The sequence below is a fragment of the Longimicrobium sp. genome (assembly GCA_036389795.1).
In the GTDB taxonomy this organism is placed as follows: Bacteria; Gemmatimonadota; Gemmatimonadetes; order Longimicrobiales; family Longimicrobiaceae; genus Longimicrobium.
The window spans coordinates 1-12,016 of record DASVWD010000276.1; the positions used below are offsets into that span (position 1 = coordinate 1).

At 74.3% G+C, this 12,016-nt stretch carries 18 protein-coding genes; 5 read left to right on the forward strand and 13 right to left on the reverse strand.

All coding sequences use genetic code 11. From position 1 onward, the window contains the following. Positions 1-399: 399 nt before the first annotated feature. The 8 genes from VF746_31435 to VF746_31470 form a co-directional block, all read right to left on the reverse strand. Positions 400-963: an SLOG family protein gene (locus VF746_31435; protein ID HEX8696973.1), complete on the reverse strand. Its 564-nt coding sequence runs from the start codon at positions 961-963 to the stop codon at positions 400-402. A gap of 81 nt (positions 964-1,044) precedes the next feature. Continuing rightward, on the reverse strand, positions 1,045-1,563 hold the full coding sequence (locus VF746_31440) for a JAB domain-containing protein (protein HEX8696974.1): 519 nt from the start codon (positions 1,561-1,563) through the stop codon (positions 1,045-1,047). Positions 1,564-1,729: 166 nt separating this feature from the next. Further along, positions 1,730-1,999, reverse strand: coding sequence for a hypothetical protein (locus VF746_31445; protein HEX8696975.1), 270 nt, complete (start codon positions 1,997-1,999; stop codon positions 1,730-1,732). A 19-nt stretch (positions 2,000-2,018) separates the two neighbouring features. Next, positions 2,019-2,189 carry a hypothetical protein gene (locus VF746_31450; protein ID HEX8696976.1) on the reverse strand — a complete coding sequence of 57 codons (171 nt, stop codon included), beginning with the start codon at positions 2,187-2,189 and terminating at the stop codon, positions 2,019-2,021. 71 nt (positions 2,190-2,260) lie between these two features. Further along, positions 2,261-2,560 carry a hypothetical protein gene (locus VF746_31455; protein ID HEX8696977.1) on the reverse strand — a complete coding sequence of 100 codons (300 nt, stop codon included), beginning with the start codon at positions 2,558-2,560 and terminating at the stop codon, positions 2,261-2,263. Positions 2,561-2,599: 39 nt separating this feature from the next. Continuing rightward, positions 2,600-2,833 (reverse strand): hypothetical protein, encoded by a 234-nt coding sequence (locus VF746_31460; protein ID HEX8696978.1) that lies wholly within the window; start codon positions 2,831-2,833, stop codon positions 2,600-2,602. A gap of 139 nt (positions 2,834-2,972) precedes the next feature. Next, on the reverse strand, positions 2,973-3,659 hold the full coding sequence (locus VF746_31465; protein ID HEX8696979.1) for a hypothetical protein: 687 nt from the start codon (positions 3,657-3,659) through the stop codon (positions 2,973-2,975). 48 nt (positions 3,660-3,707) lie between these two features. Beyond that, the gene (locus tag VF746_31470; GenBank protein HEX8696980.1) at positions 3,708-4,127 is read right to left on the reverse strand and encodes a hypothetical protein; all 420 of its coding nucleotides are present in this window, start codon (positions 4,125-4,127) and stop codon (positions 3,708-3,710) included. 360 nt (positions 4,128-4,487) lie between these two features. Here VF746_31470 and VF746_31475 point away from each other — a divergent pair, with 360 nt between their 5' ends. Next, on the forward strand, positions 4,488-5,231 hold the full coding sequence (locus tag VF746_31475) for a ParA family protein (protein ID HEX8696981.1): 744 nt from the start codon (positions 4,488-4,490) through the stop codon (positions 5,229-5,231). Next, positions 5,228-6,262, forward strand: a complete 1,035-nt coding sequence (locus tag VF746_31480; protein ID HEX8696982.1) for a ParB N-terminal domain-containing protein — start codon at positions 5,228-5,230, stop codon at positions 6,260-6,262. The genes VF746_31475 and VF746_31480 overlap by 4 nt, the downstream gene beginning before the upstream one ends. Here the strand turns inward: VF746_31480 and VF746_31485 are convergent. Continuing rightward, positions 6,259-6,933 carry a hypothetical protein gene (locus VF746_31485; GenBank protein ID HEX8696983.1) on the reverse strand — a complete coding sequence of 225 codons (675 nt, stop codon included), beginning with the start codon at positions 6,931-6,933 and terminating at the stop codon, positions 6,259-6,261. The genes VF746_31480 and VF746_31485 overlap by 4 nt on opposite strands. A 323-nt stretch (positions 6,934-7,256) precedes the next feature. Here VF746_31485 and VF746_31490 point away from each other — a divergent pair, with 323 nt between their 5' ends. From VF746_31490 to VF746_31500, 3 genes are read left to right on the forward strand one after another with little or no spacing between them, the layout of a single operon-like run. Beyond that, positions 7,257-7,787, forward strand: coding sequence for a hypothetical protein (locus VF746_31490; protein HEX8696984.1), 531 nt, complete (start codon positions 7,257-7,259; stop codon positions 7,785-7,787). 57 nt (positions 7,788-7,844) lie between these two features. Continuing rightward, complete coding sequence (locus VF746_31495) at positions 7,845-8,327, forward strand: hypothetical protein (protein ID HEX8696985.1); 483 nt, start codon at positions 7,845-7,847, stop codon at positions 8,325-8,327. Next, entirely contained in the window at positions 8,296-9,312 is a 1,017-nt protein-coding gene (locus VF746_31500; protein HEX8696986.1) for a hypothetical protein, read from the forward strand. Before VF746_31495 ends, VF746_31500 begins: the two co-directional genes overlap by 32 nt. A 154-nt stretch (positions 9,313-9,466) precedes the next feature. Here VF746_31500 and VF746_31505 read toward each other — a convergent pair whose 3' ends face one another. The 4 genes from VF746_31505 to VF746_31520 all read right to left on the reverse strand — a co-directional run bounded on the left by VF746_31505 (position 9,467) and on the right by VF746_31520 (position 11,902). After that, a complete protein-coding gene (locus VF746_31505) occupies positions 9,467-9,769 on the reverse strand; it encodes a hypothetical protein (GenBank protein ID HEX8696987.1) in 303 nt (100 codons plus the stop codon). A gap of 79 nt (positions 9,770-9,848) precedes the next feature. Further along, a complete protein-coding gene (ligD, locus tag VF746_31510; GenBank protein ID HEX8696988.1) occupies positions 9,849-10,817 on the reverse strand; it encodes a non-homologous end-joining DNA ligase in 969 nt (322 codons plus the stop codon). A 9-nt stretch (positions 10,818-10,826) separates the two neighbouring features. Beyond that, the gene (locus VF746_31515; GenBank protein ID HEX8696989.1) at positions 10,827-11,639 is read right to left on the reverse strand and encodes a Ku protein; all 813 of its coding nucleotides are present in this window, start codon (positions 11,637-11,639) and stop codon (positions 10,827-10,829) included. Between the two features lie 116 nt (positions 11,640-11,755). Next, positions 11,756-11,902 carry a hypothetical protein gene (locus VF746_31520; GenBank protein ID HEX8696990.1) on the reverse strand — a complete coding sequence of 49 codons (147 nt, stop codon included), beginning with the start codon at positions 11,900-11,902 and terminating at the stop codon, positions 11,756-11,758. Positions 11,903-12,016: the final 114 nt, after the last annotated feature.

Sequence of the window (12,016 nt, forward strand, 5' to 3'; positions counted from 1 at the left end):
CGAGGAGGCGGACCTCGCCGCGGCGGCCCGCGGCGGACGCGGCCGCCGCGAGGACGGCCAGGGCGAGGACGATGCAGGCGGCGAGGCGGAAGGCGTCCGCGCGGGCGGTGCGCAGGTGGTCGTGCATGGGAGTCCCCTGGATGGCGGCGGTGGGTGGGTCGCATGTCGAGCGCCCGCGCTTTTCTCAAGGCGGGGTTCAGGTAGTTACCCCTGCGCGGGCCGCCGCGCCGAAGGCGGCGGTGGGTCCCCGCGGGCGGGCCCGAGGGCGGGCAGTGGAGCGGGAGGGACCGCGCGTTCACGCGGGCCGCATCCCGGGGCAAGCGCCGGGCAGCGGTGACCGGGACCTTGCGGCTGCTCACCGACTCCTCCTGCCCCCCTCGTGGCCCGGTGACCGCCGGCTCAGGCGAGGCCGCCCGCCGCCCCCAGCAGCCCGGCGAGGACCGGGTCCCCGGTGCGCGGTGCGGGCTCGCGGGCCGCGGTGTGCCGCACCCAGCTCGGCCAGAGGTTGCGGTAGGGGCGGCCGACCGCTTCCGCGTACGCGATGCAGTTGCAGGTGCCGCCCGAGCTGCCGTCCCAGAGCGCCAGCAGGAAGTCCGCGTCGTCCACCATCCGCTCGTTGCGGAGCTGCATCTTCTCCGGGGCGTAGCCGCCCGGGCAGACGATCACCACCCGCTCGGCGCGGGCGAGGAGGCCCTGGTAGCGCCGGCGCGAGGGCTCGGGCCAGCGCGATTCCTGGCCGGCGAACGGCACGTAGGCGTCGAACGGGATCCCGAGCTCCAGGGCCGCCTCGGCGAGCGCGGTGTCCCACCCCAGCGCCATCCCGCTGATCACGCGCGCGGGCGCCTCCCGCTGGAGCGCGGCCCGGGCGAGGTCGACCAGGCGCGCGTGGACGGCCGGGTGGAAGCCGTCCAGCGTGCCGATCCGGAGCTTGTCGGGACGGTGGCCGGTGCCGGCGATGATCATCGGGACGCTCCGCGAGGGGAGGGACGGATCGGGGTCGCGGAGCGCTTTTCTCCCGCGGGGTTCCTGCGGGTGTGGGCCACGTCAGCGCGGGAGCCACCCGGACAGGTCGCCGCGGTCGCGGAGCGAGGCGTAGCTGCCGTCGCCCAGGATCACCAGGTCGAGGAGCGGGATCCCGAGCATGTGGCTGGCGACCAGGACGCGGCCCGCGGCGACGAGCGTGTCGTGCGAGGGCGGGAGCGCCTCGCCGCTCACGTGGTTCATGGCCAGGATCACCGCGGCCGCGTTCAGCAGCAGCGCGGGCTTCAGGCAGTCGGGCGGGCAGAGGAGCGCCGTGTCGAGGCTGCCGACGCCGACCTCGAAGGCGCCGATCGCGCGGTTGCGCACGTCGAGCGCGATCCCGACCACGTGGATGCGGTCCGCGTCCGTCGGGATCAGCGCGCGGGCGAGCGCAACCGCGTCGGCCGGCGTGCCGACCTGGGGCATGCCCGCGCGGGTGCCGGTCACCTCCAGGCGGCAGCGGTAGACGGGGACGCCGGTCCACTCCCCGGTGGCGTCGGGAGCGGCGGCCGGGGGCGGGGCGGGCGCGGGCTGGGCTTCCATGCGTGGGCCTCGGGGGTGAAGGTGGCGGGCGCGAGGCGCCCCGGCGGATGCCGGGGGAGCGGGAGAGCCGGGACAGGACACGGGCACGGCGAACGCCCGGGACAGGGATGGGACGGCCGCTGCCGGCCGGGGGAACGGCCCTGGACAGGGAGCGGAGCCGGACGCCTCACCAGGGCGGGCGCGGGCGGCGCGCCGCGGCCTCGGCGTCCTCGACGGCGAAGACGAGCGATTCGACCACCAGCGCGAGCCGCTGCTCGCCGCCGTCGTCCAGCGGCTGGTCGCCGCGGAGCGTGGCCAGGACCGCGTCCAGCGCCTGCCCGCCGCGGCCGCGGGAGAGCCGGATACGGCTCCGGACGATGGCCATCACGCGCCGGAGCTCGGCCCGGCCGCCGCGCGCGCGGGGTGCGCTGCCGGGCGCGTCGTGTTGGTCGGACACGGGATCTCCGGTGGAGGGGTCAGCGCCAGTCGCGGCAGGCGCGGCGGGCGCGCTCCCGCTTCCTGTTCGGGACGACGCGCGTGGCGTGGGCGGCGCCGCGGAGGTGCGCGTGGGCGCCGGCGCCCGCGAGCGCCATCGCCTGCTCGCGCGCGGAGCGCGGCTTCGTGCGGCCGGACTTGGTGGTGCGCATGGGACCGTGGGAGCGTGGGAGGCGTGGTCGTGCCGGTTGCGCCCGCCGTTTTCTCCGCGGGGGTGCGGGGCTTACCGGGTCCGGCGGCGGCGCGCGGACAGGTGGGCCAGGAGCTCCGCGGCGCGGCGTCCGTCCACCTCGCCGCCCGCCGCCGCGCGCGCGAGGCGCTGGCCGACCTCGCCGCTGCGCGGGTCCCGGGCGGCGGCGAGCAGGGCACCGATCTGGCGCCGCGAGGCGGCTTCCCGCCCGAACGCCGCGACCGAGCGGCAGTGCCCGCGCGCGATCGCCGCGGGATCCAACCGGGCGCGGAGCGCGGCCAGGGGCAGGAGCACCTGGCCGAGGAGCGGGCCGGGCGCGAGGAGGCGGAGCATGGTCGGTCGCTTTCCAGGGGAAGGGTGTCGCCGGCGGCGTCACGCCCGTGCGGCGGGGCCGTTCGGGACCGGCTGCAGCCCGAGGTGGTTGGCGTACTCCACGGCCGAGCGGTGCCAGGCGCGGGGATCGAGGAAGCCGTCCTCGGCGAGCGCGGCGACCTCCTCGTCCCACACGTCCAGGATGCTCGCGCCCGAGCTTTTCTCGGTGAGGGACACGTGCGCCCGGTCCCGCTCGAACCACGTGCCCAGCACGGTGTTCTCGGTGGTCCACATGGGCCTGGGGTTCCGCTCGGTGGAATGCGGGAGGCCCCTGTCCGGTATACGGACAGGGAGAAGCGAAAGGCCCCCGCAGCGTCATGCCGCGGGGGCCTTGTGGCTTGGGCGTCGTCCCGCCGGCTGGAGCGCGACGGGCTCAGCCGGCGTTTTCTCCCGGGGGGTGCGGCCGTGCGGATGACAGGGCGAGGCCCGCCGCCCGCGCGGCTTCGACCGCGCCGCGGAGGGACGCCCCGGCGGGATGGTCCTGCCGCTTCCCCAGGAACGACTCCGCTGCCCCGGCGGCCCGCCGCAGCAGCACCGCCAGCCGCTCGGCGGAGTCGTCGGGCGGCCGCGGGGCGGCGCGCGCGGCGAGCCAGGCGGCCAGCGCTGCGGGCGCCTCCGACGTGGGCGCGGTCAGGTACCGCGCGAACGCGGGGTCGAGCGCCCAGCGCGGAGCGGCGGACTGCGCCGCGAGCGCCGGGCGCAGCACCACGGCCCCCATCGCGAGCAGCGTGTCGTTCAGCACCCCGCGCACGGACTCGCGGGTGTTCTCGGCGTACCAGCGGCGGCCCTCGGGCGCGTGTCCCGGGCGCGCGGCTGCCTCCGCCCAGCGGGTTCGCTCGGCGTCGGAGCCGAGCCGGGCCTGCTCGTCGGTCATCCGCGCCACCTGGGTGGGGCGGATCCAGCGTTCGGCCCCGGCGACGGCGCCCGCGTACAGGAGCACGAAGAGCGTGCGTACCGCGATACCGCCGCCGGGCGGCAAGGTGGCCGTGGCGGCGCACGCGTCGGCGAGGCGGGCGTCCAGGTCGTGGAGAGTGGGGAGCGGGGGCAGGGCGCGGCTCATCGGCGTAAGCGCGTGGGAACGGGATGGCCGCGGTCGGGGGGCCGCGCGTCAGGGACCGCCGCCCGGCGCCAGCACGCCGAGGAGGTGCCGGGCCTCGGCGACGAGGTCGGTCGGGTGCGCGCGCGATGGGCCGGGCCGGCGCACGAAGCCGAGCGGGATCGCGTAGACCAGCTCGTCCTCGTGCAGCTCGCGCCCGGCCTCCTGGGCGGGGACCAGCGCCCAGACGCGCGCCACCAGCTCGGCGTGCACGTCGGCCGCGACCACCAGCAGCCACGCGGGCCCGCTGAGCAGGGTGCGGAGCGCGGCCGCCCGCGCGCCGGCGGTGGGGATCGTGACGAGCGGCCGGGCGTCGGCCAAAACCTCGAGCACCGGGTCGGCGGCCGCGGACTCGACGCGCTCGCGCACCGACAGGGAGACCGGGCTGCGGCGCCGGACGGAGACGATCCGGACGCGTGCGTGGTCGGGCATCCAGATCACCGGGGGCTCCGTCGGGCGGCGCTCGCCGGATGGCGGGGGCTGGGCAAGGCGGGTTTCTCACGGAGGGAAGGCCAGTGGCCGCACGGCAGGCGCGGCGGGGTGCCCCAGTGGTACCGCGACGCCGCACGGCCGGTTTTCCCATCGTCCTGCCCGGCCCTGTCCCGGCTTTTCTCCCGTGGCGGGGTCGTGGACGGCATGGCCGCGCGCCGACGCCGGCGCGGGCGGCCCACCCGCGGGCGCGAAGTCGCCCGGCGCGGATCCGGGGTATCCGTCAGGGTGGCCGTGGCGAGCCGCGGCCGCCCTGTCCGGTATCCAGACAGCCTTCGACCCCCACCCCTTCCCGAGCCCCGCATGCCCCCGATCCTCGCCTTCGTCGGTGCGAAAGGCGGCACCCTGAAGACGGCCTCCGTGGCCGCGGTCTCGCACCTGCTCGCGGAGGCCGGCGCCCGCGTCGTCATGGTGGACTTCGATCCGCAGGCGGACCTGACCAGCCGGAGCGGGTTCGCGCGGCTCTCCGAACCGCTGGGCGCCGACCCCGTGCAGGTCCGCTACCCGCGCGAGCCGGAGCTGGACCTGTGGCTCCTGCGCGGTGGGCGGCCGCTGGAGGGGATCGACTTCGAGGCTGCGCTCCGCCACCTGGGGCGCGCGGCGGGAATGGCGGCGGACGTGGTGGTGGTCGACACGCCGCCCGCCCTGGGGCCGATCACCACGGCGGCGGTGCGGGAGGCGTCGCTGGTGATCGTCCCGGCGGTCCCCGGGCGGGAAGGGGTCGAGCGCGCGAACGACGTGCTGGCGCTCGCCTGGGCGCAGCCGCGCCCGCCCGAGGTGCGCATCCTCCTCACGCTCGCGCACCTGCGCTCCAACCTCTTCCACTGGACGCTGCGCGAGGTCGACCGCCACTACCCGCGGCTCCGGCTGGAGCCCGTGGTCCCCTTCGAGATGCCGGCCGGCGAGTCGGCGCTCTTCGACCGGCCGGTCACCGTCTCCGCCCGGAAGAGCCGGAGCGCCCTCGCCTACGCGGCGGTGGCCGCCGAGGCGCGGCGGCTGCTCGGGATCGAGCCGCTGGCCCGCGCGCGGGTGGGCGAGGCGGCGTGACGCGGCTCGGCGGGCGCGGCCGCGGCGAGCAGCCCGTCGTCCGACTGGACGACAACGCGCTCGCCTACGACGTCGCGCGCGACGGGAGGAGCGGCGCCGGTCGCGTCCAGCAGGTGCGGATGGACCGCATCGATCCCTCCCCGTACCAGGTGCGGCTCGTCTTCCCCGCGGACGAGGTCGAGAAGCTGGCGGACAGCATCCTGGCCAACGGGCTGATCCACGAGCCGCGCGCCCGCCCGCATCCCTCGCGCGCGGGGCGCTACGAGCTGATGCCGGGGGAGATGCGCATCCGCGCGCTGGAGCGGCTGGCCGAGCGCCGGCAGGCGGACGGGGTCCTGGGCCGCGACGGCGAGGGGCACTGGCTCGTCGCGCTCATGGTGGTCGAGGTGGACGATGAGCGGGCGGAGGCGATCGTGGCGGCCGAGAACGACGACCGCACCGACCTCTCCGCGTGGGAGTGGGCGCAGGCCTACCAGGCGCGGCGCGAGCGGCGGCGGGAGCGCGGCCAGCCGGCCGGCGTGCGCGACGTCGCCGCGAGCCTGGGCGGGGGGAAGAAGTTCCAGACGGTGGGGGAGTACCTCCAGGTAGCCGACGCGCTGACGCTGGAGGTGCTGCTCGGGGCGGGCGTGGTGAGCGGCGGGGAGCCGGATCACGCGCGCATGGCGCGGCTGCCGCTGGCCGCGCTGCAGCGCGTGGCGCGCGCTGCCGGCGCGAGCCCGACCGCGGGCGCGGAGCGGCTCCTGCTGGAGCTGAAGAAGGCGGGGGACCGCGCGGCGGCCGAGCACCTGGCTGGGCGCGAGCGTGCGCTCCAGGCCGGCGCGGGTCACGCGGGCGGGTTCCAGGTCAACATCCGCCAGTCGCTCGCGAGCCTCCCTCCCCGGCAGGCGGCGGGGTACCTGGCGCGGCTCGCGCCCGCGGTGGCGGTGCTCGCCGAACGGGCCGCGGGACTCGATGCGGGGGAGGCCGGCCAGGTGGCGGCGCTCCTCGAAGGAGCGGCCGCTACGCTGCGCGCCCGGGCGAGCGTGGGTTAGTCGGGCGGTTCTTCCTCAACGACAGGCAACCCGCTGAGTCCGGGAAGCAACCCCGAAATGTCCTGGATCGTGACGCTCTCCCGGCGCGGCTGGAAGTAGTCGCGCACCCGCTCGTAGCGGTCGCCGTACTTCTCCCGGAAGGTGGCGGCGAGCGGGGCGTCCTTGAGCACGCTCCGCAGTGCCCGGCCGCCGTTCAGGAACTTCAGCGGACGCTCCGTCTCCAGGACGTAGATGTACTTGCGTTTCGGCGTGGGGTGCTCGGCGAGCAGGAAGAAGTCCTTGAACAGCGCGTTCTGGCGGATCGACTCCGAGCCGCCGCGCCAGCGGACGAACTTGAACTCCGCGATCCGGCGGTCGGTCTCCAGATCGAACGCCCTGCCGGTGTTGCCGGCGCCGAGAGAGACGTACTCGACGGTCTCGCCTGGCTCGAGGAGGTGGGGAAGGCAGAGGAGGATGCCGAGGGCGTGGATCGCGACATAGAGCTGCCCCGCGATCCGCTTGAGCTCGCCGGCACCCGCGATCGCGTCGTCCGTCGCCTCCGTGCCGCCCAGCAGGGACTGGAGGTCGTCGGCCGTGGCGCCCTGGAGTGCCGCTTCGAGCCCCGCCACGGTGCGGGTCAGGTCAGGTCCGCAGAACCGCTGGAACGCGGCGATCCGCTCGGCGAGGTCCATGGGGGTTCGGACAGCGTTATGCAGCTGGTCTGGCCACAGGTGCGCTGGTTGCGAGGGGATGAACCGGCTTGTGGCCGTCCTTCCGGAGCCGGACCAGGCGGATGCACGGTGGGTGCCGGGAGGCCGAATCGCGCGGGGATCTGCGGCGATCCATCGGGCGGTGCGCTCCGCGAACGGCGCGCAGCGGGCAGTCGCGCGCAAAGCCCGGTCGCGCCTTGCCCGACAAAGCGATGGCTGACGGCAGAAAACGGCACCGATTCCGGTCGGGTGCAAAGCGCCGCCAAGCTCCAACGTGGTGGCGGACCCGAACAGAGGAGGTTGCGATGCGGAAACAGGTGAACATACCGGACCTGGTGCGGCGAGCGACCGCCCAGCCCCTGATCGTCCGGCAGGGTGACACCGTCGACAATGCGGACGCGCTGAACGAGTGGGGCAGGGTGCTGGGCGAGCGGTGGCCCCTCTGGGCACTCCGCGCCGAGGCCTTCCGGAGGCTCAATGGGCTACCCGCGCTCACGTATCCCCTGTCTGGGTTCGTGAGCTCGATCTGCCGCGACGAAGGATTGGAACGCTCAAGTTCGGTCGAGGGACTCGATGCGCTGTTTGACCACCGCCGGGTCGCGCTCGTGACCGGTGAGCGCTTCGCGTGGGATCGGGCGGAGCTCTGCGAGGACGAGGACGAAGAAGCTCGTTCCTGGTGGTCGTTCGGCAGCGTCGCCTTCCCAAGAATTCTCGATGGTCCGGTGCTCGCCACCTATGAGCCGGATACGCAATACTCCATCGGCGGCTACGACTCGCCGTACGAGGAGATCGGGGTGGAACTGGTGACGCTTCTCGACGAGCGGAACGCCGCTTGATCCGGCACACCGGAGCGAGCGAGCGCGAATCGGCGGCTGGGCGAGTTCCTCATCCGGGTGGGCGGCAACGTTCATGGGCGTCCGACGGCGCTGCGCCGCGCCGCAGCGAGGAAGCTCGCCGAAGAAGGGTTTCCTCTTTTCCGGGCGCTGTGGGAGGCGCTCGTGACGCCGGTCAAGGTGAATCCGCGTGCGATGAGCGTGCTGCGCGGCCTCGGGAGCGGACGCGCCGAGCCGGAGGAGTGGGCCGTGCGGCTCGTGCTGCCGAGCCTCTCCGCTCTGGAAGTCCAGGCGATGCTCCGGAACATCCGCCCGGCCCGCCGGGCGAGGGTCGGCGGCCTGGTCTCTGCCGAGGAGTTCTGCATGCACGTGGTTGCGCACCGGCTCGCGACCCCGGTTGAGAACGTCGCGCGTAAGATGAAGGATGGGTGGGTAGCCGAGATGCTGGCGGTGAGCGAGGGCTGCGCCGTCTGTGGCGGCGCCCACCCGGGCCCGATCGACGGAGACGATCATGCCGGCGGACACACCCCTGCTCGACCGTGACCTGGCACGGCGGGCGATTGCGAGCTCCGCGGGCGGCATACTTGACGTCCTGCGCGATGTCGTAGACGAGGGAACGGCGTTGCTCGGGCGCGTCGTCCAGACGGTCGGCGCCGCCGGGGAGTCGCGCGCCGGGCACGTGGGCCTGGCCCTTCTGCTTCGCCACGCCGTAGAGATGGCGGACGGCGTGGATGAGCTGGTCCGCGCCGGCGCGGTCCAGCCGTCGCTCCTCCAGGTCCGTGCGATCCTGGAAGCGCGGATGCAACTGCTTTACGTGCTGGGCGCCAGGAACCCGGTGAGCCCGAATCCCCTCGGACCACGCGACCACGATCCCGTTCCGCGCGACCGGACAGGTGCAGCGCTGACGGGAGCCGCGCTTGCGCAGGTCCAGGATTCGCGCGGGGCGGCGTACTTTGTCGCTGAGATCCGGCGGCAACTCCGGCGGGTGGAGTCGCTCGATCCCGCGGCGATGGGAGATCGGCTGGAGGAGTTGCTGGGGACACGAACGGTTCCGTCGTACATCACGGACCCGGCAGTCCAAGCCGAGGCGACGGCCGGCGCCGCGAGCCTGCGCGCGATCCTTTCTGAACCGGCGTATGCGCCGGCGAATGCCGAGTTCGACCGCATGCGCGGCCGATCCTCACATGACGTGCAGTGGTACTCGTTATGGGGCGGACCGCGCTCGGTTCGAGCTCTCGCGCGGTCGGTCGGAATGGCGTTCCAGTACGACGCGATGTACGCCGGGTCATCGCGCGTGACGCACGGCGGAGACGTCTTGGCCCAGCTCGGACGAAAGCTTGCCGGTGGGGGGCGCTCTGTCGCTCCACTCCGCCAGCCGGACCGTCTGAGGGACGTGGTGGCCAGCTACGTCATCCACATGCTCATGCTGTACCGCAGCGTCATGGAGGAAGTGCGACCTGACGAGCTGGAGCGGGTCTGGCCAGAGTGGCTTCGGAGATGGTGGCCCGCGGCGCAGGCTGCCCGGTGACCTGGGTCTCGTGCAACACCGGGCCAGGCTCCGCGGGTGACGTGTGGCTGGGAGGTGGGGACTGACGAAGAACTGGGGAAGATCGAGGAGAGGACCGGACCGCGGCGATGTTCTGCCGCGGTCCGGTCGTTTGGTAGGATAGCGGACGACGGCGTCAGTTGAGGTGGGACGTGTCGAGCGGCAGCACGTCGTCGATGCACTCGGCGTCGGTCACCTCCACGAGCAGCGCCTCGGCGAGCGCGAGCCGCTCGCGCGCCGCGGCGTTGCCGCCCTCGGCCAGCATCCGGTGCGCCTGGACGCTCTCCGCGAGCGCGGTGCACAGCGCCGCCCAGAGGGCGGGCGTGATGGTGAGGGAGGGCTGGGCCGCCAGGCGCGTCTCCAGCAGCTCGGCGATGTGGTCGAAGAACGGCAGGTGCTCGGGCACCACCAGCGTGCGGTACGGGATCGGCTCGGTCATGAGCATCGGTTCGGGGGGATTTGGGTTCGGCGCCTGCCGCGTGAATCGCGTGGGCCGTGTGCGGCAGGCCGGAGGCCGGTCAGGGCTCGCGCACCACCTCCTCCGGGCGCTTGTCCTCCCGGACGGTGAGGAAGCTGGGCGAGCGCAGGCGGGCGGTCTCGGTCCAGTCCTGGAACCGGACCTCGACCACCATCCGCGGCTCTACCCATCGCGTCGGCTCATCCAGCACGGGCGGCGGGTCGAAGGGGGAGCCCAGCCGCGCGAGGGAGCGCAGCCGGCGGGCGAGGCTGCCGAGCTCGCGCTCGCTGAAGCCGGTGCCGACCCTGCCCGCGTAGGCCAGCCGCCCGGCGTCGTCGTGGTATCCGACCACCAGCGCTCGGAACTCCCGTTGCTCGGCGTCCGACTCGGTGAAGCCGCCGACCACGAACTCCTGCCGGCGCACGATCTTCAGCTTCCGCCAGAGGGCGCTGCGCTGCCCGGGGAAGTAGCGCGAGTCGGCGCGCTTGGAGACGAGCCCCTCCCAGTCCTCCGCCTGCGCGCGGGCGAGCATGGCGGCCCCGTCGCTCTCCTGGAGCGCCAGGCGCACGCCCGCGGGCGGGTCGGAGAGGACGGCCTCCAGGAGCTGCCTGCGTTCGGCGAGGGTCCGGTCGAGCAGCGTCACGGCCCCGATGGCCAGGACGTCGAACGCCACGAACGCGGCGGGCCTCGTCTTCGCGAGCAGGCCGATCTTGAAGGTCTGCTCCAGCGGGAGCCGCCGCTGGAGACGCTGGAGTCCGAGGAAGCCGTCGTCGTCGGCGTCGACGATCTCGCCGTCCAGCACCAGCTTCTGGCCCACCAGCGCGGAGAGCGCGCGGAGCGCGTCGGCGACCTCGGGGAACTGCCGGGCCTTGTTCTGGCCCTTGCGCGTCAGCAGCGAGACGGGCCCGGCGTCGGCGTGCGCGAGCGCGCGCACGCCGTCGTACTTGCGCTCGTGGCGCCACCCCGGCCCGACCGGCACGGCGGGGGTGGCCTCGGCGAGCATCGGCTCGTAGGTGGCGGGGGTGAGCATCGGCCCGGCTCAGGCCGCCGCTTTCTTGGCGGCGATCGACGCCTGGAGGATCGCCACCAGGTCGGTGACGGCGGTGGCGGCCGGCTCCTCGGCGGTCTCGAACTCCAGCTCCTCGCCGCTCATCCGGGCGGTGATCAGCCGCTCCAGGTTCTCGCGGTACTCGTCCCGGAACCCGGCGGTCGCGAGCGAGCCGGCGAGGCTGTGCACGAGCTGCTCGGCGAGGCCGACCTCCGCCTCCTGCAGATCGGCGCCGGCCGGGAACGAGAACTCGCCCAGGTCCACCAGCTCGTCCGGCCAGTGCATCAGGTGCAGGACGAGCGCGTCGCCCATCACGCGGATCGCCGCCACCTGCTGCCGGCTCTTCAGCGCGATCACGCCGACGGCGACCATCCCCGTGCGCCTGAGCGCCTCGCGCAGCAGCGCGTATGGTCGCGCGGCCGCGGGCTTCTGCGGCCCCACCAGATACGGCTTGTCGAAGAAGCGCAGGTCGACCGCGGCCTCGGGGACGCAGAGCCGGATGTCGAAGCTCTTGCCGATCGGCAGCGCGGCGCGCTCGAAGTCGGCCTTGGTGAGCACCACGAACTCGTCGGGGCCGGTCTCGAACCCCGACACCAGGTCGGCGTGCGCCACCTCGTGCGCCGTCTCCACCTCCTCCGCGCCCTCCGGCTCCCCGGCGCAGACGCGCTTCATCGAGATCGGCTTTTTGTGGACCGGGCAGAGCTGCCGGAAGCTCACGTCCTGGTCCCGCACGGCCGTGTAGAGGCTGATCGGGAGGTGGATCAGGCCGAAGCTCAGGCTGCCGTTCCAGGTGCTGCGCGGCATGGGTGTCTCCGTGGCAGAAAGAAAGAGGAGGCCGGCGCCTCGTGGGCACCGGCCTCCCCGTGTCTTCGCCCGGCGGGGGCGCCGGGCGGTGTGCTAGTGTTTTCTTCCTCGCAGGATCAGGAGCCCGCGGGTTCGTCGACGGCCTCCGGGGAACCGGGGTCGTCCGCACCCGGCGCCGGGTGGACGTGGGGCGGCTCGCGCATCCCCTCGTCGGTCGCCAGGTCCTCGTGGTAGCGGTCGTAGGGGTCGTCGGGCCGCGTCATGGAGTCCGCGCAGGTTGGCTCAGGAGGGGACGGCGAGCCGGCGGGCCCGGGCCTTCGCCTTCCGGCGGAGGCGCCGCCGAGCCGGCCCGCGGCGGCGGCCGGGGTGGTACTTCC